Source organism: Pseudomonas sp. BJP69 (genome assembly GCF_007633355.1).
Classification (GTDB): domain Bacteria; phylum Pseudomonadota; class Gammaproteobacteria; order Pseudomonadales; family Pseudomonadaceae; genus Aquipseudomonas; species Aquipseudomonas juntendi.
In genome coordinates this window covers 4,296,515-4,316,599 of record NZ_CP041933.1, presented here as the reverse complement: position 1 = coordinate 4,316,599, position 20,085 = coordinate 4,296,515, and the positions used below count along the sequence as shown (strand labels likewise).

Here is a 20,085-nt window from a genome sequence, read left to right as displayed (position 1 = left end):
CGCCTGCTGCCCGATTGGGCAGCGGCGCCGACCGGTTCAATGAAGCAAAATCAGTGTTGCAGGATCTTGCTGAGGAAGTGCTGGGTGCGTTCGTGGCGGGCAGTCGGGTCGCCGAAGAACGCCTCCTTCTGGCAGTCTTCGATGATGTGGCCTTTGTCCATGAAGATCACGCGGTTGGCCACTTTGCGGGCGAAGCCCATTTCGTGGGTCACGCACATCATGGTCATGCCCTCGTGGGCAAGCTCCACCATCACGTCCAGTACTTCGTTGACCATCTCCGGGTCCAGCGCCGAGGTCGGCTCGTCGAACAGCATGACGATCGGGTCCATCGACAGTGCACGGGCAATGGCCACGCGCTGTTGCTGGCCACCCGACAGCTGGCCCGGGTGCTTCTTGGCATGGGCGCCAAGGCCGACGCGGTCGAGCAGGGCCAGGCCTTTCTTGGTGGCCTCCGCCTCACTGCGGCCCAGTACCTTGCGCTGGGCGATGGTCAGGTTTTCGGTGATGCTCAGGTGGGGGAACAGTTCGAAGTGCTGGAACACCATGCCCACCCGCGAACGCAGCTTCGGCAGGTTGGTCTTGGGGTCGGCGATCGAGGTGCCATCGACCACGATATCGCCCTTCTGGAACGGCTCCAGGGCATTGACGCACTTGATCAGGGTGGACTTGCCCGAACCCGAAGGGCCGCACACCACCACCACTTCACCTTTCTTGACCTCGGTGCTGCAGTCGGTCAGTACCTGGAAGTCCCCGTACCACTTGTTGACGTTCTTGATGGAAATCATACGGTGATCCTTTTTTGCAGGCGCTTGACCAGCCACGAAGCGGAGAAGCTGATGAGGAAGTACACGACCCCGGCGAAGATCAGGAACTCATGGGAGCGCCCAATGATGTCGCCGTTGGAGCGTGCCGAGTTGAGGAAGTCCACCAGGCCCACGGTGTAGACCAGCGAGGTATCCTGGAACAGGATGATGCTCTGCTGCAGCAACAGCGGGGTCATCTTGCGAAACGCCTGCGGCAGGATGATCAGGCGCATGGTCTGGCTGTAGGTCATGCCCAGGGCCTGGGCGGCGCCCATCTGGCCCTTGGAGATCGACTGCACACCGGCGCGGACGATTTCACAGAAGTAGGCGGCTTCGAACATCATGAACGCCACCACGCACGAGGTGAAGGCACCCACCGGGGTGTCCTCGCCGGTGATCCAGCGCAGTACGAACGGTACCGCCAGGTAGAACCAGGTGATCACCAGCAGCAGCGGGATCGAGCGGAAATAGTTGACGTAGGCCCCGGCCAGCCGCGACAGCAGCTTGCTCGATGACAGCCGCATGAGCGCCAGGATGGTGCCCAGCACGATACCGCCCACCACGCCCATGACCATCAGTTGCAAGGTCATGAGCATGCCTTCCCACAGGGCGGGCAGGGCCGGGATGATTTCGCTGAAATCCATGTCCATTTACTTGCCCCCCACGGAAATCAGGCCAGGCACGGCGACTTTCTTCTCGACCATGCGCATCAGCAGCATCAGCCCCATGTTCAGGGTGAAGTAGATCAGCGTGGCCAGGGTGAACGCCTCGAACAGGTTGGCGGAAAATTCGGCGGTCTGTTTGGTTTGCGCCAGCAGCTCCATCAGGCCGATCAGCGATGCCACCGAAGAGTTCTTGAACACGTTGAGAAATTCGGAGGTGAGGGGCGGAATGATGATCCGGTAGGCCTGGGGCAGCAGCACGTTGGTGTAGATCTGCGGCAGGCTGAAACCCATGGCGCGGGCTGCGGATTCCTGGCCGCGCGGCAGCGCCTGGATGCCGGTGCGCACTTGCTCGCAGACACGGGCGGCAGTGAACAGGCCCAGGCAGATGACCACACTGATCAGCGCCGAGGTGGTCGGGTTGAGGTCTTGCTTGAACCATTCCTGCAGGCCTTCGGGCAGCAGGTCTGGCACCAGGAAGTACCAGATGAACAGCTGCACCAGCAGCGGCACATTGCGGAACAGCTCCACGTAGATGGTAGCGATGCCCGATACCAGGCGGTTCGGCACGGTGCGCATGACGCCGAGCACCGAGCCCAGCAGCAAGGCGATGATCCAGGCGGAGATGGCGATGGCGATGGTCCAGCCCAGGCCGGTGATGTACCAGTCGAGATAGGTCTCGCTGCCCACGCCGGTGGACTTGAAGAACACGCTCCAGTCCCAGTTGTAATTCATCGGGATTTCCCCTCAGACGGTTGTTTCACGGGCACCTTGGTACATCCGGGGGCGCTGGGCGCCCTCGGATGAAAGGTTAGACACTAATGAGTGGCCTGCAGGGTTTGATTCGTGCTGTCGAGCACCAGGCCGTTATCTGAGGATCAGGACTTCTTCTCGTCCGCGGCCTTGTCGGTAGGCTCGGCGATCAGTTTTTTCAGCTCATCGCTCATCGGGAACTGCAGGTTCAGGCCTTTTGGCGGAATCGGTTGCTGGAACCACTTGTCGTAGCTCTTGTTGACTTCGCCCGACTTGAAATAGGCAACGATGGCATCGTCGACCGCTTTCTTGAACGCCTCGTCACCCTTGCGCACCATGCAGCCGTAGATTTCATAGGACTGCGGGGTACCGGTGATGACCCAGTCTGCCGGCTTGCGCGCCTTGGCCATTTCACCGGCGAGCAGGGCGTCGTCCATCATGAAGGCTACGGCGCGGCCGCTTTCTAGCATGTTGAAGGCTTCACCGTGGTCCTTGGCGGAAATCACGTTCATCTTCATCTGCTTGTCGGCATTCATTGCCTTGAGAATGCGCTCAGAGGTGGTGCCAGCGGTGGTCACCACGTTCTTGCCAGCCAGGTCCGGGAAGTCCTTGTATGCAGGTTGACCGTCCTTGACCTTGGTCAGCAGGCGGGTACCGACTTCGAAGATGCCGACCGAGAAGCCGACTTGCTGCTGGCGCTCGACGTTGTTGGTGGTGGAGCCGCATTCCAGGTCGACGGTGCCGTTTTGCACCAGCGGGATACGGGTCTGCGAGGTGACCAGGTTGTAGCGGACCTTGATGTCCGTACCCAGTTGTTTTTTCAGGGCATCGACGACAGCCAGCTGAATGTCATGCGAGTAGCCCACGGGCTCGGGTTTGCCGGCCAGGTAGGAAAATGGAATGGAAGAGTCGCGGTGGCCCAGGGTGATGGTGCCCGAGTCCTTGATCTTCTTGAGGGTGCCGGTCAGTTCTTCGGCCATGGCTGGCGAAGCAATGATCGCAGCGGCAATGGTGGCGCCCAACAGATGACGAACGATACGCATCAAATTTTCCTCGACGTGTTTGTTTTTTTTATGGAGCCGTTGGCGGACTCTTTCGTTCAACGAATACAGCGAAGCGCTGTGCATTCGATTGAAGAGTGTAGAGCATGAGTCGTGCCAAACGGGTTAGACGAGCAAAAAACCTGATCGTCCGGGCGCTCGGGGCCCTGGCGGAGTGCGTCTACCTCGGGCTTTCGTTCGGTTTTCCGAACTATCCTGGTTGCTACGGTCGGAAAACCGATTGTTTGCCCGGGCGGGCTCGCTGCAGGAACCCAGGTTGGGGCTATGGGTGTACCTCAGCCTCTGGCCGACGCCTTGTTCGAGCGCTTGGCCGGTACGGCCGAGGCACAACAACGGATGCGCTGGCGCGTCATCTACGACGCGTTAGGCGCAGAGCGTGGCGCCGCCGACCTGTTTCGGTTTCTGGCGGACTTCGCGGGGGCGGAAGATTTCGACCTGGCGCCGGCGCGTTACCGCGCGCGTATCTGGCGCATTCTGGAGTTCTGCGAGCAACATGAGGCTGTGCGTGTGCGCCTGTTCGCTGAAGCCGGTGGCCCAAGGACGTGTGAAGACCGGCTGCTGTTGACGTTGGAGCAGCTTGAACTGAGTGTAATGGTGGAGCGCGCGGTAGGCGGTGAGCCGGCGGGGCTGGAGGGGCGTTTATGGCGTCTGGGGCGTTCGCTTTGGCGCCTGGACGAAGTCGACCGGCTTGCCGTGCGCCATATCGAGCGCCTGCGTGCGCAGCGTACGGTCGGCGTGGATGAGGTCGAGACGCGGCTATATTACCGGCTCAAGCTGAGTGGCCCCCTGGACCTGCCCCTTGAGGACGATGAGATGCACTACCCAGGGTTTGCCCATGTCACCAGCAGCGACCTGCTGCGTGCTCGCGACCAGATCCTGGCAAACGAAACACCTGAGCAAGTGATCGGCTCCCTGGCGCAGCGGCCGTTCTGGGAGGTCCATGCCCGCGAGCGCCACCCGGCGCGCTTCGAGCACGTACTGCAACCGCTCAATGTTCGGATGGAGAGCCTCGAAGAACAGGTAAGCCAGGGGCAGATCGACGACTGGACCTTCGCCCTGCGTTGCAAGGCCCTCAAGTACGAATACGAGCAGGCCGAGCGACGCTTGCTGCTAACCCTGGCGCAGGAGCTGCACAGCAGGCTTTGAGCCTGCGCAGCAGCGCCGCATCACGCGGCGTTGCCCTGGGCAAGCCCAACTCGGGTTTGTTGCAGGTAGTTTTCCAGGGCCAGGCGTTCTGCTGCATGAGTGAACAGGCCCAATTTGGTGCGGCGCCACAGGATGTCGTCGGCGGTCGTCGCCCACTCAGCCTCGCAAAGGTAGTCGACTTCGCGAGCGAATAGCCCACCGCCAATGGCCTGGCCGAGGTCATCCGGGCCAGTCACGCCGTCGAGCAGTTGCCAGACACGGTTGCCATAGGTGTTCGCCCAGCGTTTGGCGATATCCACCGGCAGCCAGCCATGGCGGGCCAACAGTTGCTCCAGCAGCGCTTGTGCGGTGGTCATGTGTTCGCCACCCGGCAGGGGCGCGGTGGCCGTCCAGCTGCCGCGCATCTGGCTGAAGAAGGGCTTGAGCTCGGCCATCGCCGATTCGGCCAGCTTGCGGTAGGTAGTCAGTTTGCCGCCGAATACTGACAGCAGCGGGGCCTGACCGACCTCTGCCGACAGCGCCAGCGTGTAGTCGCGGGTGACGGCCGACGGGTTGTCCGACTCGTCGTTGCACAGCGGACGTACCCCGGAATAGGTGTTGAGGATGTCGGCCTGGCTCAGCTGATGGTTGAAATGGGCGTTGACCACGTTGAGCAGGTACTGGGTTTCCTGGTCGGTAATGGCGACTTTCGCCGGGTCGCCGCTGTACTCCCGGTCGGTGGTGCCGATCAGGGTAAAGCGCTCCAGGTAAGGTATGCAGAAGACAATGCGCTGGTCTTCGTTCTGCAGGATATAGGCGTGTTCGCCTTCATACAGGCGCGGCACGATCAGGTGGCTGCCCTGGATCAGGCGAATGCCATAGGGCGCATCGAGCTTGAGGTCGTCCTTGATGAAACTGGCCACCCAAGGGCCGGCAGCATTGACCAGGGCGCGTGCCCGAATGCGCTGTTGCTTGCCGTCGGCATGCAGCAGGTCTACCTGCCACAGGCCATCTACACGCTCGGCGCGCAGGCAGCGGGTGCGGGTCAGAATGTGAGCGCCGTGTTCACGGGCAGCCATGGCATTGAGCACCACCAGGCGGGCATCGTCGACTGCACAGTCGGCGTACTCGAAACCGCGGGTGATCTGCGGTTTGAGCGGGTAGCCCGGGCCAAAGCGCAGGCTGCGCGAGGCGCCCAGGCGCTTGCGCTTGCCCAGGTGGTCATACAGGAACAGGCCAGCGCGGATCATCCAGGCCGGGCGCAGGTGCGGGCGGTGTGGCAGCACGAAACGCATGGGCTTGACGATGTGTGGCGCCTTGGCCAGCAGCACTTCACGTTCAGCCAGCGCTTCGCGTACCAGGCGAAACTCGTAGTGCTCAAGGTAGCGCAGGCCGCCGTGGATCAGTTTGCTGCTGGCCGATGAGGTGTGCTGGGCCAGGTCGTCCCTTTCGCACAGGAACACCTTGAGGCCCCGGCCAGCGGCATCGGCGGCAATGCCGACACCATTGATGCCACCGCCGATTACGGCAATGTCGTAGCAGTCGGCGAGTGCTGGCTGGGACGAAACGGGCTGGGACACGGGCAAGGCCTCCTGAAACTGTTCATATCGAATATGAACATTAATGTTCGTTTCCGAAAATACTAGCGCAACAGGAGGGCGCTTGCCAGTCAGTTTTCATAGAAAAAACTGATCACATGGCATGTAAATGAACATTAACGAAAATGCGCTTGAACCCTTCGCGCACCGAGCCGCCCGCAGATCGCGCAGCGCTCGATCTGAGGGCGTTACAGCCCGACGGCCGGTGGGGCGTTTACACCACTTCGATGCGGATCTTGTACTGGTTGAGCAGTTGAGTCAGGGCGGGGGCGGGGGCCTGGTCGGTCACCAGGCAATCCACCAGGCTGATCGAACCCAGGCGCACCATGGCGTTGCGCCCGAACTTGCTGGAGTCGGCGGCGAGGATGACCTGGCGGGCATTGGTGATGATGGCCTGGGATACCCGCACTTCCTGGTAGTCGAAGTCGAGCAGGCTGCCGTCCTCGTCAATGCCACTGATCCCTACCAGGGCGAAATCGACCTTGAACTGGTTGATGAAATCGACGCTGGCCTGGCCGACCACGCCGCCATCGCGGCGCACCGTGCCGCCTGCCACCAGCACCTCGAAATCATCCTTGGCCGCGAGAATGGCGGCCACATGCAGGTTGTTGGTGATGACTTTCAGGTGGTTGTGATTGAGCAGGGCCCGGGCGATGGATTCGGTGGTGGTACCTATGTTGATGAACACCGAGGCATGGTCGGGTATTTGCCTGGCCACGGCCTCGGCGATGCGTTGCTTCTCGTCGCGCATCTGGTCGGCACGCATGGCGTAGGCGGTATTTTCGACGCTCGAATCGTAAGCGGCACCCCCGTGGTAGCGGCGCAGCAGGTTGAGTTCGGCTAACTGGTTGATGTCACGGCGGATGGTTTGTGGCGTCACGACGAACAGCTGCGCCATTTCCTCGATACTGACATAACCGCGCTCTCGCACCAGTTCGAGGATTTGTTGTTGGCGTGGGGGCAGATTCATGGGCGGTCCTTTGGGGCTGCCGGACAAATTCTGCAATGATGCCGTAGGACGGAGACTACGGCCAGTGGGCTATGACGCATCGGCCCGGGCTGCGAACCGCGATCCGCGATCCCATGGCGGGACCGCGGCATCGCTGAGGGTGCCTCAGGCGTCGTGATCTTCCCAATCGCGGGTGCGATCGACGGCCTTCTTCCAGCCGGCATACAGCTTTTCTTTCTGCGCTTCATCCAGTTGCGGGCTGAACTCGCGTTCGATGATGGCCTTGTCGCGCAACTCGTCCAGGCCGCACCAGAAGCCACAGGCCAGGCCCGCCAGGTATGCTGCGCCGAGGGCTGTGGTTTCACGCATCTTCGGGCGTTCCACGCAGGTGCCGAGGATGTCTGCCTGGAACTGCATGAGGAAGTTGTTGGCCACTGCGCCACCGTCTACGCGCAGTTCGGACAGGCGCTGGCCGCAGTCCTGTTGCATGGCGTCGAGCACGTCGCGGGTCTGGTAGGCGATCGACTCGAGGGCCGCACGAATGATGTGGTCCACCTTCACGCCGCGGGTCAGGCCAAACAGCGCGCCACGGGCATAGGGATCCCAGTACGGTGCACCCAGGCCGGTAAACGCCGGCACCAGGTACACGCCATTGCTGTCCTTGACCTTGCTGGCGAAGTACTCGGTATCCAGTGCGTCGTTGACGATCTTCAGCTCGTCACGCAGCCACTGCACGGTGGAGCCGCCATTGAACACGGCGCCTTCCAATGCATAGGCCACTTCGCCCCGTGGGCCGCAGGCAATGGTGGTGAGCAGGCCATGGGAAGACTTCACGGCCTGGCTGCCGGTGTTCATCAGCAGGAAGCAGCCGGTGCCGTAGGTGTTCTTGGCCTGGCCCGGTGCCACACACATCTGGCCGAACAGGGCCGACTGCTGGTCACCGGCGATACCGGCGATGGCGATGCCGCTCTTGGTGTGGCCGTACACTTCCGACGACGGCCGCACCTTAGGCAGCATCTGCCGCGGGATGCCCAGGATCTCCAGCAGTTTGTCGTCCCACTGCAGGCTGTGGATGTTGAACATCAGCGTGCGCGAGGCATTGGTGTAGTCGGTGACATGGACCTTGCCACCGGAAAATTTCCAGATCAGCCAGGTATCGATGGTGCCGAACAGCAATTCGCCACGTTCGGCCCGTTCACGGGCGCCTTCAACGTTGTCGAGGATCCATTTCAGCTTGGTGCCGGAAAAGTACGGGTCGGTGACCAGGCCCGTGGCTTCGCGAATGTAGTCTTCATGGCCATCGCGCTTGAGCTGGGCGCAGATCTCGGTGCTGCGGCGGCACTGCCAGACGATGGCGTTGTATACCGGGCGCCCGGTCTCCTTGTCCCATACAACAGTGGTCTCGCGCTGGTTGGTGATGCCCAGCGCGGCAACCTGCGCATGGCTGATGCCCGCTTGGGCCAAGGCTTCGACCATGGTCGCGCTTTGGGTGGCGAAGATCTCCATCGGGTCGTGTTCGACCCAGCCCGCCTGCGGGTAGTGCTGGGCGAACTCGCGCTGGGAGGTACCCACCACGTTGGCGTCACGATCGAAAATGATCGCTCGCGAACTGGTGGTGCCCTGGTCCAGGGCGATGATGTAGTTCTTGTCCTGGGTGTCTGTCATGGTCGTAGGCCTTGCAAGAATAGGGGGTCAGGGCTGTGTGTGATGCCGCGATCAACTGGCTTGAGTATCGCCCTGGCGGTTGTCATTTGTCTCAGGGTGCTCGGCAGTTGCAACAGGCAGGTTGCGGGCGATCAGGCCGCGATAGGCCGCGGCGCCCACGCAGGCGCCAACGATCGGCGCGAAGATCGGCACCAGGAAGTAAGGAACGCTGCGCCCACCGGTAAAGGCAATTTCGCCCCAGCCCGCCAGGAATGTCATGAGCTTTGGACCGAAATCACGTGCCGGGTTCATCGCGAACCCGGTCAGCGGGCCCATGGCGCTGCCAATCACGGCGATCAGCAGGCCGATCAGCAGCGGCGCCACGGCGCCGCGCGGCAGGCCATTGTTGTCGTCGGTCAGGGCCATGATCACAGCCATCAGGATAGCGGTGATCACCACTTCGACCAGGAAGGCCTGGCCGGTGGAGAGCGAGGGGTGCGGGTAAGTGGAGAACACCGACGCCAGCTCCAGGCTGGCTTCGCTTCCGCGTAGCATGGCGTGCGCCTGTTCGAAATCGAAGAACAGGTTGCTGTACAGGGTGTAGACCAGTGCTGCACCACAGAATGCGCCGCACACCTGGGCCAGCATGTAGAAGGGCAGCTTGCGCTTGTCGAAACCGGCGAACAGGGTGAGGGCGATGCTCACGGCCGGGTTCAGGTGCGCGCCGGAAATGCCGGCGGTGAGGTAGATGGCCATGCTTACCCCGACACCCCAGATGATACTGATTTCCCACAGGCCGAAGCTGGCGCCCGCGACTTTGAGGGCGGCAACGCAGCCGGTGCCGAAGAATATCAGCAAGCCCGTGCCGAGAAATTCGGCCAGGCATTGGCTGGACAGTGTGGGCTGGCGTAGAGCAGTCGTCATGTATGACCTCGTTGTTTTTGTTGTGAGGCGCTTGGCGCTCGACAGCAAAGCTCGGTGTCCATCCCCATTGACACCGAGCAGGGAAGTGCACCTTTAACGTGCACCACGTATTCAGAAACGAAAAAATATAGACAAGAAACGCTGATGTCAAAGGTCGAAAGTGAACGACCAGTCACGAAATGGCCGCTAAAATCGGTTTCGGATGCCCGTGCCAGAGCTGCGCGATTGCGGTGCGCTGGCTGCCATGTGGGAATTGTCCTAAAGTAGCCGCCGAGCCGTCCCAGACCGGAGCCCCAGCATGACCCCCGCCCTAGACCTGTTGAAGAAGCATCGTGCCGAGCATCGCGTGCACAGTTACGAACACGACCCCAAGTCGGCGTCGTATGGGCTGGAGGCGGCAGAGAAGCTTGGGCTGGACCCGCAGCAGGTATTCAAGACGTTGCTGGCGAGCAGCGAGAAAGGCGAGTTGCTGGTGGCGGTGGTGCCAGTGGGAGGCACCCTGGACCTCAAGGCCCTGGCCCATGCTGCCGGGGTGAAGAAGTGCGAGATGGCCGACCCGGCGGCGGCGCAGCGCGCTACGGGCTACCTGGTGGGTGGAATCAGCCCGCTGGGGCAAAAGAAACGCTTGCGCACCTTCATCGATGATTCGGCGCAGAACTTTGCAACCATCCATGTCAGTGCCGGACGGCGAGGGCTCGAGGTGGAGTTGGCGGCCGCAGTGCTGGCCGAGCATACCCAGGGCAAATTTGCCGGCATTGGCAGAGGCTGAGAAGCTGGGGCTGCCGTGCAGCCCCAGCACCCTGTATCAGGTCGCCGAGCTGTAGCGACGAACCCCATTCTCAAGGGGCGACAACTGCGCCGCAACGCTACCGGGTGCCGGGAACAGCACCAGGTGGTCGGCCTTTACCGCAATGCCGACATCGTCACCTACCTGCTGATCGTCATGGCTGGGGAATATCGCTTCCAGCTGGCTGCCGGTCGGCAACTGCAGGCGGTACAGGGTCGAGGCGCCGAGGAAGCTCTTGCCGACTATTCTGGCCTGCAGGGGGCTGCCTGGTGCATGCACGATATCGTCCGGGCGTAGCAGCACATCCACCGAGCTGCCCGCGGCCATGATGTAGGCGCGGTTACCCCGCAACTCGCCCAGTTCGGTGCTGACCGCTTCGTGGCTGACCATCTGGCCACGAATGAAATAGCCCTGGCCGATGAAGCTGGCAACGAACGGTGTCTGTGGCTCGTGGTACAGATTGTAGGGTGTGTCCCACTGTTCCAGGCGGCCCTCCTTGAACACCCCGACCTGGTCGCTGACGGCAAACGCTTCCTCCTGGTCATGGGTCACCAGAACGGCACTGGTGCCGCGGCTTTTGAGAATGTCACGCACCTCATGGCTCAGCCGCCGGCGCAGTTCCACGTCGAGGTTGGAGAACGGCTCGTCGAGCAGTAGCAGCTGTGGCTCGGGGGCCAGTGCACGGGCCAGCGCTACCCGCTGCTGCTGGCCGCCAGACAGCTCATGCGGGTAACGCCCGCCCAGGCCAGCCAGCTTGACCAGCTCGAGCATTTCTTCGATGACTGCCGCCTGGCGGGGGTGCTTGGCAATGCCGAAGGCTATGTTCTGCGCCACGGTCAGGTGCGGGAACAGCGCGTAGTCCTGGAATACCATGCCGATGCGGCGCTTTTCCGGCGCCAGGGTGAAACCGGCTCGGGAAATTACCTCGCCCGCCAGCTGGACCTCGCCGTCGTGCACCGGCTCGAAGCCGGCGATGGCGCGCAGGGTGGTGGTTTTGCCGCAACCCGATGAACCCAGCAGGCAACCGATGTCGCCTGCGTTCAGGTGCAGGTTGAGGTTCTGGACGATGCGCTGGTCGCCGTAGCCGCAGGCGAGGTTGCGCAGGTTGAGCAGTAAGGGTTGACTCATGCGTGGTGGTAAGCCGGTTCGACAAGGAATTCGAGGAGGGCCTTCTGTGCATGCAGGCGATTTTCAGCCTGGTCCCAGGCGACGGACCGCGGGTCGTCGAGCAGGTCATGGCTGATTTCCTCGCCACGGTGGGCAGGCAGGCAGTGCATGAACAGGGCGTCGGGTGCCGCCAGGTCGAGCAGTTCGCGGGTGACCTGGTAAGGCGCAAAGTGCGCCAGGCGCCGTGCAGTTTCCTCCTCCTGGCCCATGGAAGTCCAGACGTCCGTGGTCACCAGGTGGGCACCGCTTACGGCTTGCTTGGGGTCGCGCACGATTTGCACGTGGTCACCGCCAATGGCCATGAAGCGTGGGTCAGGCTCGTAACCTTCCGGGCAAGCGATACGCAACTGGAAGTCAAACTGCCTGGCGGCCTCGATGTAGGAGTTGCACATGTTGAAGCCGTCGCCGATCCAGGCCACGGTCTTGCCTTGAATGGTGCCGCGGTGTTCGAGGAAGGTTTGCATGTCGGCCAGCAACTGGCACGGGTGCGACTCGTCGGACAGCGCGTTGATCACCGGCACGCGCGAGTTGGCGGCGAATTCGGTGAGGGTGCTGTGGGCATGGGTGCGGATCATGACCACGTCGAGCATGCTCGACAACACGATGGCGCTGTCGCCAATCGGCTCGCCACGGCCCAGCTGGGTATCGCGCGGCGACAGGAAAATGGCCTGACCGCCGAGTTGGATCATGCCAGCTTCGAACGACACACGGGTACGGGTCGAGGACTTCTCGAAAATCATGCCCAGCACGCGGTTTTTCAGCGGCTCGAACAGCACGCCTCGTTTGCGCAGGTCCTTCAGCTCGATGCCGCGGCGGATCACCCCGAGCAATTCGTCGGTGGTGAAGTCCAGCAGGGAGAGAAAGTGCCTAGCGCTCATGATTGACTACCTTATCTGCAACAGTATGCAGGTCGACCGTATGGTTTTTTTGACAACGGGAGTGACCTGCGGCGTAAGCCGCACGGGGGCGGACGAAAAAGGGAAAGGCGCAATACTATAAGTAAATGTCGCCTAAAGCCAAGAGGGGAAACAGCAGCCCGCCTGCAAAGAAGTTGCAAGGCGTGTCTCTACCCATTGGGCTGTGCTGTTTTTTATTTGCTACAGCAGGTTGTACACGGCTTGCTGGCAATTTGGCAAATGGCTGTCGCAAATCGTGCCACTGATGTCGGTGGATTCACGCGGCGAAGCGCGCTGGCCGGGGTAGGGTGCGGGGCGCATAGTTTCAGCTCGTTCACTACCCAACAATAAGGCAGAGGCGGCCATGACCAAGACCCTGCATCACCGTGCGTGTCACCTGTGCGAAGCGATCTGCGGGCTCAACATCGAAATCAGCCATGACGACGCGGGGCGGGCGCAGATCAGCTCGATCAAGGGCGACCCCCACGACCCGTTCAGCCGCGGCCATGTCTGCCCCAAGGCGGTAGCGTTGCAGGATATTCAGAATGACCCGGACCGTTTGCGCCAGCCCCATAAACGGGTAGGGGAGCACTGGCAGGCGATTGAGTGGGATGAAGCGTTTACCCTGGCCGCCGACAGGCTGTGGGCGATCCAGCAGGCCCATGGGCGCAATGCCGTGGCCGTGTACCAGGGCAATCCCAGCGTGCACAACTACGGGTTGATGACCCACAGCAACTATTTCCTCGGCCTGCTGAAAACCCGCAACCGTTTCTCTGCCACATCGGTGGACCAGTTGCCGCAGCACCTGGTCAGCCACCTGATGTACGGGCATGGCTTGCTATTGCCGATCCCGGATATCGACCATACCGATTTCATGTTGATTCTCGGCGGCAACCCGCTGGCCTCCAACGGCAGCATCATGACGGTGCCCGACGTGGAGAAGCGGCTCAAGGCCCTGCGCGCGCGCGGTGGGCGCCTGGTGGTGGTGGACCCGCGGCGCAGCGAAACGGCGGCCATGGCCGACCGCCATCTGTTCATTCGCCCCGGGGGCGATGCGGCGCTGTTGTGCGGCGTGCTCGGCACGCTGTTCGACGAGGGCCTGACGCGGCGCTCGCACGTGCCGGTCAATGGTCTGCAGCAGGTTCGTGCGGCACTGGCGCCTCTCAGCGCCGAGGCCATGAGCGCGCTGTGTGGCATCGAGGCGGCCGAGATCCGGCAGTTGGCACGGGATTTCGCCGCCGCCGACAAGGCGGTGTGCTATGGGCGCATGGGCGTGTCGACGCAAACCTTCGGCACCCTGTGCCATTGGCTGGTGCAACTGATCAACCTGGTGACCGGCAACCTCGACCGTGCCGGTGGGGCGTTGTGTACGGAGCCGGCCGTGGACCTGGTCGCGACCACCTCGGGTGGGCATTTCAATGCCTGGCAAAGCCGGGTATCGGGGTTGCCCGAATACGGCGGTGAGCTGCCGGTGGCGGCCCTCGCCGAAGAAATGCTGACGCCCGGCGAGGGGCAGGTGCATGCCCTGGTGACGGTGGCCGGCAACCCTGTGCTGTCCACGCCCAACGGCCGCCAGCTGGACGCTGCGCTGGAGGGGTTGCAGTTCATGCTCAGCATCGACCTCTACATCAACGAGACCACACGCCATGCCGACTTGATCCTGCCCTCGACCTCGGCGTTGGAAAATGATCACTACGACAGCACATTCAACCTGTTGGCCGTGCGCAACATCACGCGCTTCAACCGGGCGATCCTGGCCAAGCCGCAGGGCGCCTTGCATGACTGGGAAATCTTCGTCGGGCTGGCGCAGGCCTATGCCAGGCGTGCCGGGCTGGAGATCAAGCCAACCGTGGCGCCCGCACAGATGATCGACCTGGCCCTGCGCAAAGGCCGCTACGGCGAGGCAACCGCCTGGCAGCTTTCCCTGGCCAAGCTCGATGAGCACCCGCATGGCCTGGACCTTGGCCCGTTGCGCGCCAACCTCGAGGCGCGCCTGGCCACTGCCAGCAAGGCGATCGAAGCGGCGCCCCAGGTGCTGCTGGACGATTTGCAGCGGCTGGCCCGGCAAGCACCGCCAGCGCCGAACGAATTGTTGTTGATCGGGCGCCGCCACGTGCGCAGCAACAACTCATGGATGCACAACTTTCATCGGCTGGTCAAAGGCAAGCCCCGGCACCAGTTGTTGATGCACCCCCACGATCTGCAGCAGCGGCAACTGCAGGATGGCCAGCGGGTGCGGATTCGCTCGCGCACCGGTGCCCTGGAAGTCGAGGTACTGGCTTGCGAGGACATGATGCCCGGTGTGGTCAGCTTGCCCCATGGGTTCGGTCATGGCCGACAGGGCGTACACCTGCAGGTCGCCCAGGCGCAGCCTGGCGTGAGTGCCAATGACCTTACCGACGAGCGCTTGCGTGACCCGGTGTCGGGCAATGCGGCGCTCAATGGCGTACCCGTGCAGGTCGAGGCCGCTTGAGCGATGGCAAGGCCGAGCATGCTGCTCGGCTTTCCGTTACAATGCCTCACCGTGCCGACGATTGCGTCGGAAAGTTCAGCTGAGGTGCTAGATGGATATCATCGATACGATCAAAGAGCAGATTGCCAACAACACCATTCTGCTTTACATGAAAGGTTCGCCGAATGCCCCGCAGTGCGGGTTCTCGGCCAAGGCATCGCAGGCTGTGATGGGGTGTGGCGAGAAGTTCGCCTACGTCGACATCCTGCAGAACCCGGAAATCCGCGCCAACCTGCCAAAGTACGCCAACTGGCCGACTTTCCCGCAGCTGTGGGTGGCCGGTGAGCTGGTCGGCGGTAGCGACATCATGCTGGAAATGTTCGAAAAGGGTGAGCTGCAGGCCCTGATCAAGGACGCCGCCGCCAAGGCCAAAGCTGCCGAAGCCTGATTTCGGCAAGCATGAAAAAACCCGCTGATCGCGGGTTTTTTTATGCAGCGGGTAATTACTCTTCGCCCATCTGCGATTGCAGGTAGTTTTCGATACCGATCTTGTCGATCAGCCCCAGCTGGGTTTCCAGCCAGTCGATATGTTCTTCCTCGGACTCGAGGATATCTTCCAGCATGTCACGCGAGCCGAAGTCACCCGCGGTTTCGCAGTGGGCGATGGCGGCTTTGAGATCGGCCAGGCCCTTGTGTTCGAGCTTAAGGTCGCACTCGAGCATTTCCTTGGTGTGCTCGCCGATCAACAGCTTGCCCAGGTCCTGAACGTTAGGGATGCCTTCGAGGAAGAGAATACGCTTGATCAACTTGTCAGCGTGCTTCATCTCGTCGATCGATTCCTTGTACTCGTGCTTGCCGAGTTTGTTCAGGCCCCAATCTTCGTACATGCGTGCGTGCAGGAAATACTGGTTGATCGCGACCAGCTCGTTTCCGAGGATCTTGTTGAGATGCTGGATGACGCTTACGTCGCCTTTCATTTGGGTTCCTGCCCTGTAGAAGTGTGCCAATAGCAGGAAGTTTGAGCCCGATGCGCAAGTGTGTCAAACCTAAGTGATTGAATAATAAATGAAAATTAATAGGAATAAGAATGTTTGTGAACCGCGTTGGTGGCCTAACTTATTGATATGTAGGCATAAAAAAACCGGACACTAGGTCCGGTTCTTGGAAATTCTGGTTTCAGGCGGTGGTGAATTCTACCGGGTAGGGCAGCGCGGCCTGGCTGACCTGCAGCTCGGTCAGGGTCTCGCGAACTACTTGCTTGGCCAGGCAGGCACATTTGCCACACTGGCTGGCGACATTGGTCGCGGCTCGCACATCCTTGTAACTGCAGCATCCTTCATAGATCGCGTCGCGGATCTGTCCGTCAGTAACGCCGACACAAAGACACACATACATAAGGGCTGACCATCGCTGGTTGAGTCGATGGGTTGGAGCTTAATGTTAATGAGAATGCTTGTCAAAGCACTTTCTGCAAGGCCTGTGCTTGAGCGACCGGCGGTTGCCTGCTCGTTGGATTCGGCCTGTCATCAGAAGCCGTGTATGATGGTCGCCTTTGTTGGATGTCGGGCAGGCCCGTCTGGCCCGGCAAACGGTTCTACACCCTCATCAGGAGATTACAATGAGCGTACTCGTTGGTAAGAAAGCCCCCGATTTCACCGTACCGGCCGTGCTGGGCAATGGCGAGATCGTCGACAGCTTCAACCTGGCTTCGGCCATCAAGGGCAAGTACGGCCTGGTGTTCTTCTACCCGCTGGACTTCACCTTCGTCTGCCCGTCCGAGCTGATCGCCCTGGACCACCGCATCCCTGATTTCCAGGCGCGCAACGTGGAAGTGATCGGCGTGTCCATCGACTCGCACTTCACTCACAACGCCTGGCGCAACACCCCGGTCAACAACGGCGGCATCGGCCAGGTGAAGTACACCCTGGCTGCCGACATGACCCACGAAATCTGCAAAGCCTACGACGTTGAGTCCGAAGGTGGCGTGGCCTTCCGTGGTGCCTTCCTGATCGACACCAACGGTGTTGTTCGTTCGCAGATCGTCAACGACCTGCCACTGGGCCGTAACATGGACGAACTGCTGCGCCTGGTCGACGCCCTGCAATTCCACGAAGAGCACGGCGAAGTCTGCCCGGCCAACTGGAAAAAAGGCGACAAAGGCATGAATGCTTCGCCAGAAGGCGTAGCCGCCTACCTGAGCGAGAACGCCGGCAAGCTGTAATTGCGGCGCGCATGAAAAACCGGCCCTGGTGGCCGGTTTTTTTGTGCCTGGGTGGTGGCTGCGGGCTTGTGTTGCGAAAGGGCCGCCAGGCGGCCCCCAGGTCAATCGTTGAAGTCGCGCCAGCCGCCCAGGTCCTTCCAGCGGTTGACGATGCCGCAGAACAGCTCCGCCGTTTTCTCGGTGTCGTACCGCGCCGAGTGCGCTTCACGCCCATCGAAGTCGATGTCGGCGCTTTGGCAAGCCCGCGCCAGTACGGTCTGGCCATAGGCCAGGCCGGCCAGGGTGGCTGTGTCGAAGCTGGAAAACGGGTGGAACGGGTTACGCTTCACGTCATTGCGCGCCACGGCCGCATTGAGGAAACCGAGGTCGAAGCTGCTGTTATGGCCGACCAGAATCGCCCGCTTGCAGCCATTGGCCTTCAGGGCCTTGCGCACACCGCGGAAAATATCGGTCAGCGCGGTTTCCTCGCTGACTGCCATGCGCAGCGGGTGGTCGAGCTTGATGCCGGTGAACTCCAGCGCGGCCGCCTCGATGTTGGCGCCTTCGAACGGCTCCACCCGGTGAAAGTACGTGTGCTCGGGGAACAGGAAGCCTTTCTCGTCCATGCCGATGGTCACTGCAGCAATTTCCAGCAAGGCATCGGTGGCGCTGTTGAAGCCGCCCGTTTCCACGTCCACTACAACCGGCAGGTAACCGCGGAAGCGCTCGGCCATTGGATGACGCGACCCGCTGTGGCCTTGGCTTTCCAGGTCGTCTTCGTAGAGGTCTTCGCTCACGCGTTTTCCTCCAGCAGGCGCCAGCGCAATTTCTCGCCAGCGCGCAGCGGCACCACGGTTTGCTCGCCGAATGGCAGGCTCTGCGGGGCGGTCCATTCTTCGCGGACCAGGGTGATGGTGTCGGTATTCGCCGGCAGGCCATAGAAAGCTGGGCCGTGCAGGCTGGCGAAACCTTCCAGCTTGTCCAGCGCGTTGCGTTGCTCGAACGCTTCGGCGTACAGCTCGATAGCCGCGTAGGCGGTGTAGCAGCCGGCGCAGCCGCAGGCCGCTTCTTTGGCGTGACGGGCGTGCGGGGCCGAGTCGGTACCGAGGAAGAACTTCGGGTTGCCGCTGGTGGCTGCATCCAGCAGGGCCACCTGGTGGGTGTTGCGCTTGAGGATCGGCAGGCAGTAGAAGTGTGGGCGAATGCCACCAACCAGCATGTGGTTGCGGTTGTACAGCAGGTGTTGCGCGGTGATGGTCGCGCCAACATTGGCCGGTGCTTCGGTGACGAACTGCGCGGCATCGCTGGTGGTAATGTGTTCGAACACCACTTTCAAGGCCGGGAAGCGCTCGACCAGGCGGCGCATGTGCTCGTCGATGAAGCGCTTCTCGCGGTCGAACACGTCGATTTCGCTGCGGGTCACTTCGCCGTGCACCAGCAGCGGCATGCCGACCTCCGCCAATGCCTCGATGGCCGGGAAGATATTGTCGATGCTGGTCACGCCCGAGTCGGAATTGGTGGTGGCGCCCGCCGGGTACAGCTTGGCGGCATACACGATACCGCTGGCCTTGGCGGCACGCACATCTTCGGGGCTGGTACGGTCGGTGAGGTACAGGACCATCAGCGGCTCGAAGCGGCTGCCTGCCGGGCGGGCAGCGAGGATGCGTTCACGGTAGGCACCGGCCTCGGCGGCGTTGCGCACCGGCGGAACCAGGTTGGGCATGATGATGGCGCGGGCGAAAGTACGCGCCACATCGCCAACGGTGTGGGGCAGGACGGCACCATCACGCAGATGGATGTGCCAGTCGTCGGGGCGCAGGAGGGTCAGGCGATCGGACATTGGGGATTCCAGGCGGGTCGAACTCAAGCCCCAATGCTACCGGAAAACCCTGGGCCGAGCACGGCTATCAAGTTTTCCGGTTGGCGTCCGATAGCCTGCAGGTAAGCCGTTGAAATTGTGGAGCCGCCCGTGCGCCAGCGTTACCTGACCCTGTTGACCCTGTTCGCCAGCTTGCCGGCTGCCGCGCTGACTTTTCAGACGCGCATGGAGAACATTGCCTGGAAGGTCGAGGGTGACCCGTTCGAGTGCCGGCTGATCCAGCCGATCGATGGCTTTGGCAGTGGTGAGTTCGTACGCCGGGCGGGCGAGCAGGCAGTGTTCCAACTGCGCTCGGCCAGCAACATACTGGGGGCCGGCACTGCCAGCCTGCTGGCGGCGGCGGCGCCGTGGCAACCCGGTCGTGGTGATATCAACCTGGGAAGCGTGCGCATGGCCCGTACCGGCGTGTTGTTCAGTTCGTCGCAAGGCCAGGCCAGCCGCCTGATCAATGGCTTGCTCGACGGGCGCAGCACGGTGGTGCGCAGCTTTGCGGGCGAAGCCGGCCGGCCCATGGAAGTGCGGGTACTGCCGGTGAGCTTTGCCAAGGCCTACAGCGATTACCAGGTGTGTGCCGCCAAGCTGCTGCCCATGAACTACGACCAGGTGCGCCAGACCCAGGTCGGTTTCCCGGGCGGCGGCATCGAACTGGATGACGCGGCCAAGGCCAGGCTGGATGTGATTCTCGAATACATGAAGGCCGACCCTTCGGTGAACCATGTCGAGCTCAACGGTCACTCCGACAACAGCGGTAATCGCCTGACCAACCGCGACCTGTCACGCCGCCGGGCGCTGGCGGTGGCGGACTACTTCAAGGCTCATGGCATCAAGGATGAGCAGATCACCGTACGCTTCCACGGCGAGCGCTACCCGGTGGCCAAGAACAACACTGCAGCCAACCGGGCGCGGAATCGGCGGGTGAACATCGAGCTGGACCGGGTGGTGGTGCCTGAAAAACCGGTGGAGAAACCGACCGAGCAAGCCCCCCCTGCTTCTGCTGCTGCTGCGCCGGCCAGGCAACCTTGAGGTTGGACAGCCGCGCGCACCGCAGGCCCTTGACTTGCCTGCCTTACTACCGTCCGTCGCCCCTGTGAAAGTTCTTGTCGCTTTGTCGTCAGAAGCTGTCGCGCCACTGTAAATTTATCGTTAACGCCGTTAGAATCGGTCCTTTTCCGTACAACCCCGTGG

At 61.9% G+C, this 20,085-nt stretch carries 20 protein-coding genes; 6 read left to right on the top strand and 14 right to left on the bottom strand.

The window, feature by feature from the left end; translation table 11 throughout:
• Positions 1-50 precede the first annotated feature (50 nt).
• From FPB55_RS20220 to FPB55_RS20205, 4 genes are all read right to left on the bottom strand, one after another.
• Complete coding sequence (locus FPB55_RS20220; protein ID WP_009684542.1) at positions 51-785, bottom strand: amino acid ABC transporter ATP-binding protein; 735 nt, start codon at positions 783-785, stop codon at positions 51-53.
• On the bottom strand, positions 782-1,453 hold the full coding sequence (locus FPB55_RS20215) for an ABC transporter permease subunit (RefSeq protein WP_009684543.1): 672 nt from the start codon (positions 1,451-1,453) through the stop codon (positions 782-784). Before FPB55_RS20215 ends, FPB55_RS20220 begins: the two co-directional genes overlap by 4 nt.
• On the bottom strand, positions 1,454-2,200 hold the full coding sequence (locus FPB55_RS20210; protein ID WP_054904046.1) for an amino acid ABC transporter permease: 747 nt from the start codon (positions 2,198-2,200) through the stop codon (positions 1,454-1,456).
• Positions 2,201-2,343: 143 nt separating this feature from the next.
• The gene (locus FPB55_RS20205) at positions 2,344-3,261 is read right to left on the bottom strand and encodes a glutamate/aspartate ABC transporter substrate-binding protein (protein ID WP_009684545.1); all 918 of its coding nucleotides are present in this window, start codon (positions 3,259-3,261) and stop codon (positions 2,344-2,346) included.
• Between the two features lie 282 nt (positions 3,262-3,543).
• Between FPB55_RS20205 and FPB55_RS20200 the strand changes: the two genes are divergently transcribed.
• A complete protein-coding gene (locus FPB55_RS20200) occupies positions 3,544-4,425 on the top strand; it encodes an NEL-type E3 ubiquitin ligase domain-containing protein (protein WP_115294643.1) in 882 nt (293 codons plus the stop codon).
• Between the two features lie 20 nt (positions 4,426-4,445).
• Here FPB55_RS20200 and glpD read toward each other — a convergent pair whose 3' ends face one another.
• The 4 genes from glpD to FPB55_RS20180 form a co-directional block, all read right to left on the bottom strand.
• The gene (glpD, locus tag FPB55_RS20195; RefSeq protein ID WP_009684547.1) at positions 4,446-5,984 is read right to left on the bottom strand and encodes a glycerol-3-phosphate dehydrogenase; all 1,539 of its coding nucleotides are present in this window, start codon (positions 5,982-5,984) and stop codon (positions 4,446-4,448) included.
• 232 nt (positions 5,985-6,216) lie between these two features.
• A complete protein-coding gene (glpR, locus tag FPB55_RS20190) occupies positions 6,217-6,972 on the bottom strand; it encodes a DNA-binding transcriptional repressor GlpR (protein ID WP_009684548.1) in 756 nt (251 codons plus the stop codon).
• 144 nt (positions 6,973-7,116) lie between these two features.
• Positions 7,117-8,616: a glycerol kinase GlpK gene (gene glpK / locus FPB55_RS20185; protein ID WP_009684549.1), complete on the bottom strand. Its 1,500-nt coding sequence runs from the start codon at positions 8,614-8,616 to the stop codon at positions 7,117-7,119.
• Positions 8,617-8,667: 51 nt separating this feature from the next.
• Complete coding sequence (locus FPB55_RS20180; protein ID WP_009684550.1) at positions 8,668-9,519, bottom strand: MIP/aquaporin family protein; 852 nt, start codon at positions 9,517-9,519, stop codon at positions 8,668-8,670.
• Positions 9,520-9,817: 298 nt separating this feature from the next.
• Between FPB55_RS20180 and ybaK the strand changes: the two genes are divergently transcribed.
• Entirely contained in the window at positions 9,818-10,288 is a 471-nt protein-coding gene (gene ybaK, locus FPB55_RS20175; protein ID WP_009684551.1) for a Cys-tRNA(Pro) deacylase, read from the top strand.
• 36 nt (positions 10,289-10,324) lie between these two features.
• Here the strand turns inward: ybaK and FPB55_RS20170 are convergent, their stop codons facing one another.
• Positions 10,325-11,434, bottom strand: coding sequence for an ABC transporter ATP-binding protein (locus tag FPB55_RS20170; RefSeq protein WP_009684552.1), 1,110 nt, complete (start codon positions 11,432-11,434; stop codon positions 10,325-10,327).
• On the bottom strand, positions 11,431-12,351 hold the full coding sequence (gene argF / locus FPB55_RS20165; protein WP_009684553.1) for an ornithine carbamoyltransferase: 921 nt from the start codon (positions 12,349-12,351) through the stop codon (positions 11,431-11,433). The genes FPB55_RS20170 and argF overlap by 4 nt, the downstream gene beginning before the upstream one ends.
• Before the next feature lie 382 nt (positions 12,352-12,733).
• Here argF and FPB55_RS20160 point away from each other — a divergent pair, with 382 nt between their 5' ends.
• Both FPB55_RS20160 and grxD read left to right on the top strand, forming a co-directional pair.
• Positions 12,734-14,842: a molybdopterin oxidoreductase family protein gene (locus FPB55_RS20160; protein WP_009684556.1), complete on the top strand. Its 2,109-nt coding sequence runs from the start codon at positions 12,734-12,736 to the stop codon at positions 14,840-14,842.
• A gap of 91 nt (positions 14,843-14,933) precedes the next feature.
• Positions 14,934-15,269 carry a Grx4 family monothiol glutaredoxin gene (grxD, locus tag FPB55_RS20155; RefSeq protein WP_009684557.1) on the top strand — a complete coding sequence of 112 codons (336 nt, stop codon included), beginning with the start codon at positions 14,934-14,936 and terminating at the stop codon, positions 15,267-15,269.
• A 55-nt stretch (positions 15,270-15,324) separates the two neighbouring features.
• Here grxD and bfr read toward each other — a convergent pair whose 3' ends face one another.
• Together bfr and FPB55_RS20145 are read right to left on the bottom strand one after the other, a co-directional pair.
• Positions 15,325-15,798 carry a bacterioferritin gene (gene bfr / locus FPB55_RS20150; protein WP_009684558.1) on the bottom strand — a complete coding sequence of 158 codons (474 nt, stop codon included), beginning with the start codon at positions 15,796-15,798 and terminating at the stop codon, positions 15,325-15,327.
• 199 nt (positions 15,799-15,997) lie between these two features.
• On the bottom strand, positions 15,998-16,216 hold the full coding sequence (locus FPB55_RS20145; protein ID WP_009684559.1) for a bacterioferritin-associated ferredoxin: 219 nt from the start codon (positions 16,214-16,216) through the stop codon (positions 15,998-16,000).
• Between the two features lie 223 nt (positions 16,217-16,439).
• Between FPB55_RS20145 and FPB55_RS20135 the strand changes: the two genes are divergently transcribed.
• Positions 16,440-17,042, top strand: a complete 603-nt coding sequence (locus tag FPB55_RS20135; protein WP_009684560.1) for a peroxiredoxin — start codon at positions 16,440-16,442, stop codon at positions 17,040-17,042.
• A 101-nt stretch (positions 17,043-17,143) separates the two neighbouring features.
• Here the strand turns inward: FPB55_RS20135 and rnt are convergent, their stop codons facing one another.
• Positions 17,144-17,818 (bottom strand): ribonuclease T, encoded by a 675-nt coding sequence (rnt, locus tag FPB55_RS20130; protein WP_125854503.1) that lies wholly within the window; start codon positions 17,816-17,818, stop codon positions 17,144-17,146.
• A complete protein-coding gene (gene pyrC / locus FPB55_RS20125; RefSeq protein WP_029887753.1) occupies positions 17,815-18,861 on the bottom strand; it encodes a dihydroorotase in 1,047 nt (348 codons plus the stop codon). The genes rnt and pyrC overlap by 4 nt, the downstream gene beginning before the upstream one ends.
• A gap of 129 nt (positions 18,862-18,990) precedes the next feature.
• Between pyrC and FPB55_RS20120 the strand changes: the two genes are divergently transcribed.
• Entirely contained in the window at positions 18,991-19,923 is a 933-nt protein-coding gene (locus FPB55_RS20120; RefSeq protein WP_144189145.1) for an OmpA family protein, read from the top strand.
• Positions 19,924-20,085: the final 162 nt, after the last annotated feature.